This window comes from Dickeya sp. Secpp 1600 (assembly GCF_003049805.1).
In the GTDB taxonomy this organism is placed as follows: domain Bacteria; phylum Pseudomonadota; class Gammaproteobacteria; order Enterobacterales; family Enterobacteriaceae; genus Dickeya; species Dickeya fangzhongdai.
The window spans coordinates 928983-942991 of the sequence record NZ_CP023484.1 but is presented as its reverse complement, the minus strand read 5'-3'; the positions used below and the strand labels follow the sequence as shown (position 1 = coordinate 942991).

The 14009-nt window shown below is 57.7% G+C and carries 11 protein-coding genes and 1 pseudogene; 7 read left to right on the top strand and 5 right to left on the bottom strand.

Annotated elements, in window-relative coordinates; genetic code table 11:
* The first annotated feature begins 29 nt into the window (after positions 1 to 29).
* Positions 30 to 1139, top strand: coding sequence for an SDR family oxidoreductase (locus CPA59_RS04380; protein ID WP_038918001.1), 1110 nt, complete (start codon positions 30 to 32; stop codon positions 1137 to 1139).
* A gap of 402 nt (positions 1140 to 1541) precedes the next feature.
* On the opposite strand, the gene CPA59_RS04375 is transcribed toward CPA59_RS04380, so the two are convergent.
* Positions 1542 to 2366 carry a hypothetical protein gene (locus CPA59_RS04375; protein WP_038918000.1) on the bottom strand — a complete coding sequence of 275 codons (825 nt, stop codon included), beginning with the start codon at positions 2364 to 2366 and terminating at the stop codon, positions 1542 to 1544.
* A 279-nt stretch (positions 2367 to 2645) separates the two neighbouring features.
* On the opposite strand from CPA59_RS04375, the gene CPA59_RS04370 reads away from it, so the two are divergent.
* On the top strand, positions 2646 to 3374 hold the full coding sequence (locus tag CPA59_RS04370; RefSeq protein WP_038917998.1) for a sulfite exporter TauE/SafE family protein: 729 nt from the start codon (positions 2646 to 2648) through the stop codon (positions 3372 to 3374).
* Here the strand turns inward: CPA59_RS04370 and CPA59_RS04365 are convergent.
* Together CPA59_RS04365 and CPA59_RS04360 are read right to left on the bottom strand one after the other, a co-directional pair.
* Positions 3371 to 3835 carry an NUDIX domain-containing protein gene (locus CPA59_RS04365; protein WP_049853645.1) on the bottom strand — a complete coding sequence of 155 codons (465 nt, stop codon included), beginning with the start codon at positions 3833 to 3835 and terminating at the stop codon, positions 3371 to 3373. The genes CPA59_RS04370 and CPA59_RS04365 overlap by 4 nt on opposite strands.
* 99 nt (positions 3836 to 3934) lie before the next feature.
* Positions 3935 to 4828: a LysR substrate-binding domain-containing protein gene (locus CPA59_RS04360; RefSeq protein ID WP_049842631.1), complete on the bottom strand. Its 894-nt coding sequence runs from the start codon at positions 4826 to 4828 to the stop codon at positions 3935 to 3937.
* Positions 4829 to 4994: 166 nt separating this feature from the next.
* On the opposite strand from CPA59_RS04360, the gene CPA59_RS04355 reads away from it, so the two are divergent.
* Positions 4995 to 7256 carry a molybdopterin-dependent oxidoreductase gene (locus tag CPA59_RS04355; RefSeq protein ID WP_107758763.1) on the top strand — a complete coding sequence of 754 codons (2262 nt, stop codon included), beginning with the start codon at positions 4995 to 4997 and terminating at the stop codon, positions 7254 to 7256.
* A 117-nt stretch (positions 7257 to 7373) separates the two neighbouring features.
* Here CPA59_RS04355 and CPA59_RS04350 read toward each other — a convergent pair whose 3' ends face one another.
* Positions 7374 to 7907: a TIGR00645 family protein gene (locus CPA59_RS04350; RefSeq protein WP_100849008.1), complete on the bottom strand. Its 534-nt coding sequence runs from the start codon at positions 7905 to 7907 to the stop codon at positions 7374 to 7376.
* 319 nt (positions 7908 to 8226) lie between these two features.
* On the opposite strand from CPA59_RS04350, the gene CPA59_RS04345 reads away from it, so the two are divergent.
* The 4 genes and pseudogenes from CPA59_RS04345 to queF all read left to right on the top strand — a co-directional run bounded on the left by CPA59_RS04345 (position 8227) and on the right by queF (position 13041).
* Entirely contained in the window at positions 8227 to 9957 is a 1731-nt protein-coding gene (locus CPA59_RS04345; protein WP_107758762.1) for a polysaccharide lyase family protein, read from the top strand.
* A 746-nt stretch (positions 9958 to 10703) separates the two neighbouring features.
* Positions 10704 to 11317 (top strand): annotated as a pseudogene (locus tag CPA59_RS04340) (helix-turn-helix domain-containing protein).
* The gene (locus tag CPA59_RS04335; RefSeq protein ID WP_038917993.1) at positions 11318 to 12193 is read left to right on the top strand and encodes a queuosine precursor transporter; all 876 of its coding nucleotides are present in this window, start codon (positions 11318 to 11320) and stop codon (positions 12191 to 12193) included.
* A gap of 5 nt (positions 12194 to 12198) precedes the next feature.
* On the top strand, positions 12199 to 13041 hold the full coding sequence (gene queF, locus CPA59_RS04330; protein ID WP_107758761.1) for an NADPH-dependent 7-cyano-7-deazaguanine reductase QueF: 843 nt from the start codon (positions 12199 to 12201) through the stop codon (positions 13039 to 13041).
* A gap of 28 nt (positions 13042 to 13069) precedes the next feature.
* Here queF and CPA59_RS04325 read toward each other — a convergent pair whose 3' ends face one another.
* A complete protein-coding gene (locus tag CPA59_RS04325; RefSeq protein WP_100849006.1) occupies positions 13070 to 13975 on the bottom strand; it encodes a LysR family transcriptional regulator in 906 nt (301 codons plus the stop codon).
* Positions 13976 to 14009 lie beyond the last annotated feature (34 nt).

The window sequence follows — 14009 nt, the reverse complement described above, 5'->3', positions numbered from 1 at the left end:
CCCTATTACATAAAAATGGTATTAACATCATGAAAACAATACTCATCACCGGAGCAACAGGCTTCCTGGGCGGTGCTGTGATGGAAAAAGCGCTACAGGACGAGCGAATTGAAAATTTGTTTATGTTGGTCAGAGCCGAAAATAAACAGGACGGACTTAAACGAATCCTAAATAACTTGCGTAAATTTGATATTTCGGAATCATCATTATCTCGTTTGACGGAAGACAATATTATTGTCGGCGACTTGGCTGAACCTGAATCTTTTCTTCAACATCCGGCGCTGGACAGCGTCACCCATGTTATCAACAGCGCGGCAATCGCCTCATTTGGCAACAATCCGCTGATCTGGAAAGTGAACGTAGAAGGCACGCTGGCCTTTGCCAGACGCATGAGCCAGGTTAAATCGCTGCAAAAATTCATTCAGATCGGCACCGCGATGTCCTGCGTACCGGATCAGGACGAAGTGGTGGAGGAATCCGACCTGCTGGATACGGAAAAATCGCACATCGTCGAATACACCCTGTCCAAAGCCACCATCGAAAACCTGATGCGTGAGCACTGCCCGGCCATGCCGCTGCTGATTGTGCGCCCGTCGATCATCGTCGGCCATTCCCGTCTGGGCTGTAAGCCGTCCAGCAGCATCTACTGGGTGTTTGAGATGGCGATGAAGCTGCAGAGATTCATGTGCTCGCTTGACGACAAAATCGATGTTATCCCGGTGGACTTCTGCGCCGAAGCTATCCTGATGCTGCTGCACGCCGAGCAGGCGGTCGACGATATCTACCATATTTCCGCCGGCGAAGCCTCCAGCGTGAGTTTCAGCGAAGTGGACCTAGCGATGGCGCAGGCGGCGTCGCGCCCGCCGATGGGTGAGGCCTACCGTCAGGTGAGTTACCACGACCTGATTAAACTGCGCAGCAGCTTCAGCGAGCTGTACGGCCCCTGCAACGAACGCCTGATGCTGCGCGCCATGCGTCTGTACGGCTCGTTCGCCCAGTTGAATGTCAAGTTCAGCAACCGCAAGCTGTTGCAACTGGGCATGAAAACTCCGCCGCGCTTTACCGAATATGTAGGCAAGTGCGTTGAAACCACTCGTCAATTCAGCGTACCTGAACTGATGACGGTGGATTTTAAATAACATCGTTCACCATTTGCCCCGTTATCACTACCGTAGATAGCACCACCGAAGATAGCGGGGCAAACAAACATGATGTCGAACCCTATCCTTACGTTTTACTGCCCATCACCGGTTTTATTGTCGGTTAATAAAGAAATGCCCTCCCGATAATAATTGGCACTGCGCCGATTCATCATATAAAAACATCGTTAATATAAAAAACAAATCAGCGTAACGAACGATGTTAACCAAAAAAGTTTCAATTATTTAATTTTAAAATAGATAACACGCTGCTTATAAAGCAGTTATTAAAAAAATCCGCAAAACAGAAATAACGTTTCAATGCATTCTCTTTTTAGAAAAAAATAAAAAAACGCCCCGCAATTTGCAGGGCGTCAATCGATATTATCAGGCGGCGTTATTTCATGCATCGCCGATAGGCTGGCGTGAGCCGGGGCAAACCAGCTGCCGGCTCTTGATATGGTACATCTCCAGATTGGGCCGCAGGAAAAACGCCATTTCCCACGGGTTCTTATTGATGAACGCGTGGCGGACATCTTCAAACAGCGGCGTTGCCGGGTCGATCAGGTAAGCATCGCCTTCAATCAGGGTGTAGTTCCATTCGATGGAACGTTCAAAGGTGTAGTGCGAACGCTCATCCATGGCGAAAAAGCAGTGCGGGTTACGTTTGAGCAGTTTGGATTTAAACGTTTCCGGGAAGGTAATCAGGAAAATATCGTCTTCCACCGAGGAGAGGAACGCCAGCACCGTGGTGTGCGGCTGCTCTTCCGCCATCGTCACTAATACGCCGACCTTATTGGTAAAGTCTTTGCGTTCGGTATCCGGCAGCGCGGCCATCGGGGTAAACGGCACCGGTCGTTCCGGCCGGAGATCGGTCGGGAACACATAGCCCGGCTCGCGGACATCCACCACCGGCGTAAAACCATGCAATAGCTGGCACTCGCGCGGCGCCAGAATCACCCAGTCGTCATCCACGCCGACCACCCGCCCCTTGTATGAGGCGCGGTACACCGAAATATTGGCGTCAAACTCATCGACGCCGGTGCGATTGTCGAGATGCACCGTCGCCAGATCCCCCACCGCCAGATCATGCCCCTTGGGGAAAAACACCCGCAGGCTGTTGTCGGCGCGTGGATAAACACCACAGATATGAATTACCACATTTCCTTGTTGGTAACAGGCCAGCACCCCCAGCACCTGTTTGCCAAGATACGTCGTCAGACTCATGTTGCAGCACCTTGTTTATTATTCTCGTTACCGGATACGTCAGGCTGTGTGTAAAACCGCCACTGGCGTCGGCCGGCCGGATTTCGCCCGTCCGCCGCGCCTGCCGTTTCCACCCTATGCGAGTGGAAGATTGACTGTCAAGGCGTTTGCGGCCGTTGTCTCCGCATCGATAGATATGTGAATTTAACTCACATATTCGTGATTTTTTCGTCAGAGATATTCACCCATCACACAGGTATGCTCGCCTCAGAAAAACCAATCCACACAGCGAGGTCACCAGTGAGTTATATCCTGATTCTTCTTCTCGGCCTGTTCGCCGGCAGCGTCAGCGGCATCGTCGGCACCGGCGGCTCCATCATTCTGCTGCCCGCGCTGGCGTGGGCGTTCGGCCCGCAGGCGGCGGTACCGATCATGGCGATCGCCGCCACCATGAGCAACATTTCCAAAGTTATCCTGTGGCGCAATGCCATCAACCTGCGGGCGCTGGGCTGCTACTGTCTGCCCGGCATCCCGGCGTCGATAATCGGCGCCAGCCTGCTGTGGGCAATGCCGGTGCGCCTGTCCAGCCTGTGCATCGGTCTGTTTTTCCTGCTGCTGATCCCACTGCGCCATCTGGCCCGGCAACGCGCCTTCAGCCTGAACGATAGCCAGCTGGCGGTGGCGGGCGGCGTGGTAGGCTTCCTCACCGGCGTGGTGTTTTCCACCGGTCCGCTGACGTTGCCGCTGTTTGCCGGTTACGGCCTGCTGAAAGGCGCGTTGCTGGCGACCGAATCAGCCGCGTCGCTGGTGATATACCTGACCAAAGCCTCCACCTTCGGCGTGGTCGGCGCGCTGCCGCTGACGGTGTTGTGGGCCGGGCTGATGGTCGGGCTGACGCAGGTGGCCGGAGTGTACATCGGCAAGCGTTTCGTACTGCGCCTGTCCGACACCCTGTTCAACCGACTGGTGGACGGCATGATGCTGATCGCCGGTCTGTCGCTGCTGTGGGAAACGCTGCCTGCGCACTAACGCGGCAATGATGGCAATAACGGCAAAGACAGAAAATAATCAAGGTATTCGCGGTACTCATCGCCCAGCGGCGGCAATGCCTGAAGATCAAAGAAACGCACATCCCGCGATTCGGTTTTATCCACCACGATATCGCCCTGCCAGCTATGAGAAACATACAGGGCGGTAATCACGTAGATCTGATCCTGATTAGGCAAAGTAAAAAAGTGATCGGGACCGGAGAACACCTTCAGAAAATCAAGCGCGTGCAGTTGCAGCCCGGTTTCTTCACGCACTTCCCGAATCGCCGCCTCTTCCAGCGACTCGCCCAGTTCCAGCAGACCGCCGGGCAATCCCCAGACGCCCTCCAGCCGATGCTGCAGCAACACCTGTCGGCGCGCATTAAGCATAATCACGTTAGACCCGGCCAGCAGCAGCGGGCGATGCCCGATCAACTGACGCATTTCCTGCACATAATTCATAGTTACCGCCTCCTTAATTCAGTCATTTCGCCCCACGGTAACGCTGATGCATGACAGTTATGTGAGCCAGACATCAGCGTGGTCAGGCATCAGTGCCAGTCAGACACCGTCCGGTTTCGCCGCTTCTTCCAGCAGCCAGTGCTCAAAACGGTAATGCAGCCGGGTTTTCGCCAGCCCGGCCGGCGTCAGCAAATAGTAGGTACGCTCGGCGATGCGCAGATCCGGCAAGGGCGCCGCCAGCCGGCCTAGCGCCACATCGCGCGCCAGTAGCGGCAGCGGCCCCGGCCCGACGCCCAACCCGTCAATCAACGCGGCATACGTGACGTAGAAGTGATCAAAACGCAGCCAGTTGAGCGTGCCGGGATCGACCATCCCGCCCAAATCGAACAACTGCGGCCAGAAGCCAGGCCGGGTTTCAGTGTCGAGCAGCGTGTGGTTCGCCACCGCCGCCAGAGTGGCGATCGGCTGATGGGCCAGCAGCGACGGCGCGGCCAGCAAGGTGTAATGCTCCTGCATGAACGGCAGCGCACTAAAACGATCGCTGTTGAACACGCCAAGACGAATCACCAGATCAAAGCCACTGGTCATCGCCAGTTGCTGGGTGGTCGCGGTGTGAATCTGAATCAGCGTGCCGGGATTAGCCTGATAAAACGCCGGCAGTCGCGGCGCCAGCCAGCGCATGGTGAAGGTGGCGGGCGCGCTGATGCGCAGCACCTGAGTGGCTTCGCCGCGCCCGTAACGGCGGGCAGCTTCGTCCATCACCGCCAGCACGTCGTTCATCTCCTTGGCGAACGCCTGCGCATGCAGCGTCGGCACCATGCACTGACCGGCGCGCACAAACAGCGTCTGTCCCAGCCAGCTTTCCAGAATACGAATCTGGCGGCTGATGGCGCCGTGGGTGACATTCAGTTCTTCGGCGGCGGCGGTATAACTGCCCGCCCGGCAGGCGGCCAGAAAAGCCCGCAACGCCGGCAGAGGAGGAAGTCGGTGCATGGTTCATCGTCTCCGTGGGTCGCTCACAGCACGACTGTATCACAGGGCGGCAGCGCCGCAGTTGCCCGATATAACACATATCCGATTGGCATAAGGGCCAACTGGTCTGTCCCGAAGCGGACTTGTATGATGACAAATAAATAACAGGCTATCTATCTGGAATGCTATGACAATCAGGCGCTATCCACACCTGGCCCACTGGGGCGCATTCACCGCGGTCGTCGAAGACGGCCGGCTTATCCGCTGCGAGCCGTTTGCGGGCGATCCGGATCCGTCGCCGATGCTCGACTCCATCGTGCCGCTGGTTTATTCCGACAAGCGTATCCGCAAACCGGCGGTGCGCCGTTCCTGGCTGGAGAAACGCGAAAACAGCGACCGCACGCTGCGCGGCAAGGAACCGTTCGTCGAGGTGGAGTGGGATCACGCGCTGGATCTGGTGGCGGAAGAAAACCGCCGCGTGCGCGACCGCTACGGCGCCGACGGCCTGTTCGCCGGCTCGTACGGCTGGTCGTCCGCCGGGCGTTTTCATCATGCCCGCTCTCAGGTGCGGCGTTTCTATTTCTCCGGCGGCGGCGCGGTGGACCAGACCGGCAACTACAGCTGGGGCGCGGCGCAATTCTTCCTGCCGTATGTGATCGGCACCTTCCATCCGCTGACCGGCAAAGTCACCGAGTGGCGCAGCGTGGCGGATCACTGCGAACTGTTCCTCGCTTTCGGCGGGCTGGCGCTGAAAAATGCGCAAGTGGCCTCCGGCGGCGCCGGGCATCACACGCTGAAACCGGCGCTGGAAAAACTGGTGGCGCGCGGCATCCCGGTGATCAACATCAGCCCGATGCGCGACGACTGCCCGGCGTTCGTCAACGCCGAGTGGATCCCGATTCGCCCCAATACCGACGTGGCGCTGATGTTGGCGCTGGGCTACCAGATCCAGCGGCTGGGCGCGGAGGATCACGATTTTCTCGATCGCCACTGCGTCGGTTACCCGCAGTTGCGCGACTACCTAAACGGCCGTACCGACGACATCGCCAAGACCCCGGCCTGGGCCAGCGCCATCACCGGCATCCCGGCGGCGCGCATCGAAAAGCTGGCTCAGCAACTGATCGGCGTGCGCAGCTTTATTACCTGTTCCTATTCGGTGCAACGCGCACATCGCGGCGAGCAACCCTACTGGATGATGATCGCCCTTGCGTCGATGCTCGGCCAGGTCGGGCTGCCGGGCGGTGGTTTTTCCTTCGGCCACGGATCGATGAACAGCGTCGGCAATGAACGCATGACGTCCCCTGCCCCCGCTTCGCCGTCGGTCCCCAATCCCGGTCAGTCGATACCGGTGGCGCGCATCGCCGACATGCTGCTGCACCCCGGCGAACCGTACACCTTCTGCGGCGAAAACCGCACCTATCCCGATATCCACCTGATTCACTGGGCGGGCGGCAACCCGTTCCACCATCACCAGCAGCTCAACCGGCTGGTGGAGGGCTGGCGGCGGCCGGATACCGTCATCGTGCAGGACATCGTCTGGACCGCGGCGGCGCAGATGGCGGATATCGTGCTGCCCGCCACTACATCGCTGGAAAGAAACGATGTAGGCGGCTCTTCACGTGACCGGTTTGTGTTCGCCATGCATCAGGCGGTCGCGCCGCAGCATCAGGCTCGTAACGACTACGATATCTTCAGTGAACTGGCCCAGCGCCTGGGTTACGGCGACGCATTCACCCACGGCGGCCGTACCGAGCGGCAGTGGCTGGAGTCGATGTACCTCGCCTGCCGGGAGCGTCAGGGGGCGGCGGGCGAGTCGTGGCCCGATTTTGACCGTTTCTGGCAACAGGGATATGTCGACGTTCCGATGGACGACCAGCCGTTCGTGTTTTTCGAAGAATTCCGCCGCGACCCGGCGCGTCATCCGCTGAACACGCCCAGCGGCAGGATCGAGCTATTCAGCAGCACTATCGCCGACTACCGCTACCCGGATTTCGCTCCCCATCCGCAATGGCAACCGCCGGTGGAATGGCTGGGCGCGACGGAGACGCAGCGCTGGCCGCTGCATTTTATCTCCATCCAGCCGGCCGATCGGCTGCACAGCCAACTCGGCTGCACGCCGCAGGTGGCCGCCAACAAAACCGCCGGTCACGAAACGCTGTACATGCATTCGCAAGACGCGACCGCGCGCGGCATCCGCCACGGCGACCGGGTGGAAGTACGCAACGAGCGCGGGCGCATTTACGCCGGGGTGGACGTGACTGACGGCGTCACGCCGGGCGTGGTGGTCATGGCGACCGGCGCCTGGTTTGATCCGGGCTTCGGGCAGGCGCAATGGCACCCGGTGGAGCAATCCGGCAACGCCAACGTGCTGACCCGCGACATGGGCACCTCGCCGCTGACGCAGGGCCCCAACGCCATGAGCTGTCTGGTGGACGTGCTCGCCCTCTGACTTCTCCGCGCCTGACGGGCGAAAAAAAACGCCCCCGGCGGTCGGCCGGGGGCGTCGTTCACATCAGCAACGTAGGCTGTTATCAATGCTTATGGTTATCAATGCTTATGGTGAGATTTAATGCTTATCATGAGCCTTGTCGGCGCCGTGATGAGTATGATGTTCGTGGCGGGACAGCCAGTCCAGATAGCCCATCACAAAAGCGGACAGCACGAAAGTCAGGTGGATGATCACATACCACATCAGTTTGTTGTCCGGTACGTTCTTGGCATCCATAAACACCCGCAGCAGGTGGATGGATGAAATCGCCACGATCGATGCCGCCACTTTATTTTTCAGCGAGCTGGCGTCCATTTTGCCCAGCCAGTTCAGCTTCTCCTTGTGCTCGGCGATATCCAGCGCCGACACAAAGTTTTCATAGCCGGAAAACATCACCATCACCAGCAACCCACCCACCAGCGTCATGTCCACCAGCGACAGCAAGGTCAAAATCAGGTCAGATTCGGCAATAGTAAAAATGTTCGGCAATACATGCCAGATCTCTTCAAAGAACTTGATGGCCAACGCCAGTAATCCCAGCGACAGCCCCAGATAAACCGGAGCCAACAGCCACCGTGCAGCGTACATCGTATTTTCCAGAAAACGTTCCATAGCGCCCATCAGGTACAGGTTTGAGAGAAATGCATAATAGCGAAAAACCGCATCGGGGTGTTATTCAATTGTTTATCAATATAGTGTGTTGATTTTTAAAAAAATTAACTCAGTTTCACCGAATTATGCCGTCAATAGCCCGAGTGCGACCCCGCCGCATCAGAAATCGACAAATATGATCCCGATCGCGCCGATCTTCACGCCGCTGCCACCTTCGGCCCGGAGATGACCATCCGACAAAGGAGCGGCGTTCACCGCCGCGCTAGGCTGTGTCCAGCAGGACACCCTATCAACACGACGATGACAACGGACGGCACACATGAATAAACCTCTGCAGATATGGCGTACCCCGCTACTGGCGCTGGCACTCGTGCTGCCGCTGACGGCGACGGGCGCGGTGAAACTGACGCTCGACGGCATGAACAGCACGCTGGATAACGGGCTGCTGAAAGTCCGCTTTGGCGCGGACGGCAGCGCCAAAGAAGTGTGGAAAGGCGGCACCAACCTGATTTCCCGTCTCTCCGGCGCGGCGCGCGATCCGGATAAAAACCGCAGCTTTTACCTCGACTACTACTCCGGCGGCGTCAACGAATTCGTGCCGGAACGGCTGGAGGTCATCAAACAGACGCCGGATCAGGTGCACCTGGCCTACATCGACGACCAGAACGGCAAACTGCGGCTGGAATATCACCTGATCATGACCAGCGACGTCAGCGGCCTTTACAGCTATGTGGTGGCCGCCAACACCGGCTCAGCGCCGGTGACGGTCAGCGAGCTGCGTAACGTTTACCGTTTTGACGCCACCCGGCTGAACGCGCTGTTCAACAGCATCCAGCGCGGTACGCCGTTGCTGTACGATGAACTGGAACAGTTGCCGAAGGTGCAGGATGAAACCTGGCGACTGCCGGACGGCAGCGTCTACTCTAAATACGATTTCGCCGGTTATCAGCGTGAAAGCCGCTACTGGGGCGTGATGGGCAACGGTTACGGCGCCTGGATGGTGCCCGCCAGCGGCGAATATTACTCGGGCGACGCGCTGAAGCAGGAACTGCTGGTGCATCAGGACGCGATTATCCTGAACTATCTTACCGGCTCGCATTTCGGCACCCCGGATATGGTGGCGCAGCCGGGTTTTGAAAAACTCTACGGTCCGTGGTTGCTGTACATCAATCAGGGTAGCGATCGGGAACTGGTGGCGGACGCCAGCCGCCGGGCCGAACATGAACGCGCCAGTTGGCCTTACCGCTGGCTGGACGATGCCCGCTATCCGCGCCAGCGCACTACCGTCAGCGGTCGCCTGCGCACCGATGCGCCCCACGCCACGGTGGTGCTGAGCAGCAGCACGGAAAACTTCGACATTCAGACCACCGGTTACCTGTTCACCGCCCGTACCAATCGGGACGGCCGTTTCAGCCTGCGCAATGTGCCGCCGGGCGAATACCGGCTGTCGGCCTACGCCGATGGCGGCACGCAAATCGGCCTGCTGGCGCAGCAGACCGTGAAGGTGGAAGGCAAGAAAACCCGGCTCGGTCAAATTGACGCCGCGCGTCCCGCGCCGCTGGCGTGGGCTATCGGTCAGGCCGACCGCCGGGCCGACGAGTTCCGCTTCGGCGATCGCCCGCGCCTTTATCGCTGGCAAACCGAGGTGCCGGCCAACCTGACCTTCGAGATCGGCAAAAGCCGTGAACGCAAGGACTGGTACTACGCCCAGACCCAGCCCGGCAGTTGGCACATTCTGTTCAACACCCGCGCGCCCGAGCAGCCTTACACCCTGAATATCGCCATCGCCGCCGCCAGCAACAGCGGGATGACCACGCCGGCCAGTTCGCCGCAGCTGGCGGTGAAACTCAACGGTCAGTTGCTGACGACGCTGAAGTACGACAACGACAAGGCCATTTATAGGGGCGCGATGCAAAGCGGCCGCTACCATGAAGCGCACATACCGCTGCCCGCGGGCGCGCTGCAGCCGGGCGGCAACCGCATCACGCTGGAGCTGCTGGGCGGCATGGTGATGTACGACGCCATCACGCTGACGGAAACGCCACAATAACCGCCCAACGATAATCACGCCTCGTTCCGCGCCGGCATCAGGTCGGCGCGGAATTTCCCGTTGTTCTTTATGCCGATATACCGAATGCCGCTATTCATACCAAGAGCGGAGTGCCGAATCGGGCTGGTCGGGTTATGCGGTGGTCATCAAGGGGGAGAAATAGCCAGCGCCATTGCCGGGCGGCAGTTGGATAAAGCCGGTTACAACCCACTACAGCCAGCGAGGTGACCGGAAGTACGATTGATTTGGCTGGAAGCTAACGGCCTCAGAAACGCCAACGCTGCGTCAAAGCGCAGCGTCGTCGGCGTGTGTCATCGATAATGACGCTCCCTTATTTTCTCACCTCTCTGCTAAGCGTCCGTTCTGGGTTCCCTGGTGTCGGATAGATGGCAGTCTGCGTCAGCGACGTCAGAAACAACCAATTAGTTTGTTAACTATATCTTATGTTTATAGTAAATTATCTGTATCACTCAGATTAATTAATTTTTCTAAACGTTATAGCAATAAAAACAGTCAAGTCAACAGATTAATGGACATTTTATGATCTTTAGTGTCTATTTTTAATGGCGCTATTACAACAACCACCAATTAATTGAATAAGTTCACACTATCCTGCCCGTTTTTTCCGTCGTAAATGCCCGCTACGCGCCGTGGTTGCCGATTTTTTTCTTTTCGGCGGGATAGGTGAACGTAAGGCTTTATCGTAAGATGAACCTGTCTGAGAACTGACCTGAGAAGGGATGACCATGAAAACAACGAATGCTCAGCGCAAAACTAATATCATTAAAAATATTGAATATCTGATGCGTACCCGAGGCGAAACCAAAGCCTCTTTTTCTAACCGTACCGGGGTAACGCGTACCACTATCTACAAAATTCTTGAAGGTAGGGTAAACAAGGTTCAGCAATCCACCATCAATCGCATTTCCGATTTCTTCGGCGTGTCCTGTGAGGAAATCGAAGATTACGATCTGGAAAAGGTCGAGCGCCTGAACAATACCGTTTCTTTTGAAGGCAACAAAAACCCGGCGGCGATTCCCATCATTCCGCAGTCGCAACTGTTGTTGGCACGGCAGCACAAGATTGGTCAGTTATCGGTTCAGTATCCGTTGACCTATTTCTTCGGAGAAGAAGCCAACATGGTGGCGGTACAGATCGAGTCGCCGATTGGCGACGCCTTCTCCCCCGGCGCGCTGCTCATCATCCGACGGCCGCCTGCGCTGGTGCCGAATACGCCGATACTCTGTCACTCTCCTGCTACGGGATTTTTGTCGACATCCCGGATTCGCCGGACATGGCGGACAGAAAACGCCCCGAGGACTCAGTCCTGCTGGGATATATCATAGAGGAAAGGATATAAATGGATGCAAACAGGAAATTCAAGCTGCTGGGGTTCAACCACAGCGGCGAATTATCAGCTAATATCATGGTGTTATCGACCGGCAAGATGATCCACATGGATCTCAAGGAACTGGTCGACAGTGAAATCTCCGATGATCTGAGCCGGCACGAACTCAACGCTCTGTACAAAAAACTCTATTCCGGCAAAGACATCACCACCGCCTACGACATCAGCGACAGAAACGAACGATCCTGGCTGGCGTACCTCATCATTACCGCCGCGCTTTGCGTCATCTATATTTTTTCCACCGTCAGCGGCGTCAAACCGATCTTCATTCCGGCGCTGAATCTGGTGGTACCGCCTGCCGTTTTCGTCTACCCGCTGACCTTTATTCTGGTGGATATCCTGAATGAATTTTATGGGCTGCGGCTGGCGCGCCGCACCATCCTCATCGCATTTTTCTTCCATCTGGCGTTTGTGCTCGGGCTGTGGGTCACCAGCCTGATCCCCGGCCTGCCGGAATGGGAATACGGCAAGACCTACAGCGGCATTGTGGAAAGCATGATGGCGGTGCTGGTGGCCTCATCGCTGGCCTACCTGATCTCCGAAAACATCAACGCCTGGGTGCTGCACAAAATCAAGATCCTGACCAAGTCCCGCTACCTGTTTATCCGCGTGATCACCAGCACGGTCACCGCCTCCGCCGTCGACAGTGTGATTTTCTGCACCATCGCGTTTTATAATGTGCTGAGTTTTGACGTGATCCGCACCATGATCCTGTCGCAATTTCTGATCAAAGTGGTCTATGCGGTGTTGGGCGTCGGCCCTATTTACGGTACCCGCAGGCTGTTCAGAAAATACATTCATGCCGTACCCGTACCAGCAAGGAACTGAGCGATATGCATATTACAGAAAACGATAGCATTACCCATCTGGGGGTGCGCTCCAGCTACCCGGACAAATACGACCCGGCGCTGCTGGAAGCGCTGCCGCGCGCTCGTGGGCGCGATCTGGTCGGTCTGACCGGGCCGGACCTGCCGTTTGACGGCTACGATCTGTGGACCGCCTTCGAGCTGTCGTGGCTCAATCACAAGGGAAAGCCGCTGGTGGGCATCGCCGAATTCATCATCCCGGCCAGTTCGGAAAACCTGATCGAGTCCAAATCGTTAAAGCTGTACCTTAACAGCTTCAACCAGACCCGCTTTCGCGATATCGGCGAAGTGCACGCCACCTTGATCAAGGATCTGTCCGCCGCCGCCAACGGCGACGTCAAGGTCACCCTGTATCCGGGCCTGACCGGTTATCCGGCGCAGATCGATACCCTGCCCGGCATCAACATTGACGAGCTGGACATCGAAGTGAACGATTACGGCTTCAACCCGGATTATCTGCAGCACGCGGTACGCGACAACGCGCCTCTGGTTGCGGAAACCCTGTGCTCCAACCTGTTGAAATCCAACTGTCTGGTCACCTACCAGCCGGACTGGGGCAGCGTGGTGATCAAGTACGAAGGCCGGCAAATCGACCGGGAAGCGCTGCTGCGTTACCTGATCTCGTTCCGCCAGCACAACGAATTCCACGAACAGTGCGTCGAGCGTATCTTCAATGACCTCAAACGCTACTGCCGGCCGGAAAAACTGACCGTGTTCGCCCGCTATACCCGCCGCGGCGGCCTGGACATCAACCCGTTCCGCAGCGATTTCGAAACCGAAGCCGCTACCGGCCGCCTGGTGCGCCAATAGTCCCTTTCGCCTCCCCGTCGGGGAGGCGCTAGCGGTTTTCCGCTTCCCCTTGCAGCAGTTGCTGTTTCAGCCAGGCGATAAACGCCGAAATGCGCGCCGGCACATGCCGACGCTGCTGGTAGACCGCGTAAATGTCCGCTTCCGGCATGATGTAGTCCGGCAACAGCGCCACTAATTCACCACTGGCCAGCCAGGGGCGCACATCCCACAGCGAACGCAGGATAATGCCGTGCCCGTCCAGCGCGTAGCGCATGATCACCTCGCCGTCGTTGGCGGAAAGATTGCCGAAAGCGCGATGGGTAAACTCGCGGCCATCGCGGTAGAAACGCCATAGGCCGTAATCACTCTCATACTGACGCAACACCAGACAGTTGTGCCCGGCCAGATCCGCCACCGTCTGCGGCGTACCGTAGCGCGTCAAATACGCCGGCGCTGCGCACAGCATGCGCGGATTTTCCATCAACCGATGCGCCACCAGCCGCGAGTCCGGCGGCGCGCCGAAGCGAATATCGATATCCACGCCGGCGTCCAGCATGTTGAGCGGTTGACTGGTGAGCTGTAGCTGCACTTCCAGCTCGCCGTGCTGGCGGGCGAAAGCGGAAATCAGCGGCGCGATATGGCGACGGCCGAAACCGAACGACGCGTTGACGGTCAACCGCCCGCGCAGCGTGAGCTGGTTGCGGCGTACCTGACTTTCCAGTTCCTCGATTTCATGCAGAATCGGCAACGCGCCGTCGGCGTACAACTGCCCCTCCGGCGTCAAATCCAGCCGCCGGGTGGTACGCCTGATCAACTGAACTCCCAGCCGTTGCTCCAACTGCGTCAAGCGTTTGCTGACGGCCGGCAGCGACAGCCCGCTCTCGCGCGCCACCGCCGTCAGGCTGCCGAGCGCGGCGATGCGGCTGAAGAACAGCAAATCGTCGATTGCACTCATTCATTCTTCTCTTTTATTCAACAATGCCTTTACC

Coding starts and splice junctions, on each gene's coding strand:
- CPA59_RS04365 (WP_049853645.1), bottom strand. CDS start 3,835: ATGAATTATGTGCAGGAAATGCGTCAGTTGATCGGGCATCGCCCGCTG.
- CPA59_RS04360 (WP_049842631.1), bottom strand. CDS start 4,828: ATGCACCGACTTCCTCCTCTGCCGGCGTTGCGGGCTTTTCTGGCCGCC.
- CPA59_RS04325 (WP_100849006.1), bottom strand. CDS start 13,975: ATGAGTGCAATCGACGATTTGCTGTTCTTCAGCCGCATCGCCGCGCTC.
- CPA59_RS04350 (WP_100849008.1), bottom strand. CDS start 7,907: ATGGAACGTTTTCTGGAAAATACGATGTACGCTGCACGGTGGCTGTTG.
- CPA59_RS04375 (WP_038918000.1), bottom strand. CDS start 2,366: ATGAGTCTGACGACGTATCTTGGCAAACAGGTGCTGGGGGTGCTGGCC.
- CPA59_RS04335 (WP_038917993.1), top strand. CDS start 11,318: ATGGATGCAAACAGGAAATTCAAGCTGCTGGGGTTCAACCACAGCGGC.
- CPA59_RS04355 (WP_107758763.1), top strand. CDS start 4,995: ATGACAATCAGGCGCTATCCACACCTGGCCCACTGGGGCGCATTCACC.
- CPA59_RS04345 (WP_107758762.1), top strand. CDS start 8,227: ATGAATAAACCTCTGCAGATATGGCGTACCCCGCTACTGGCGCTGGCA.
- queF (WP_107758761.1), top strand. CDS start 12,199: ATGCATATTACAGAAAACGATAGCATTACCCATCTGGGGGTGCGCTCC.
- CPA59_RS04380 (WP_038918001.1), top strand. CDS start 30: ATGAAAACAATACTCATCACCGGAGCAACAGGCTTCCTGGGCGGTGCT.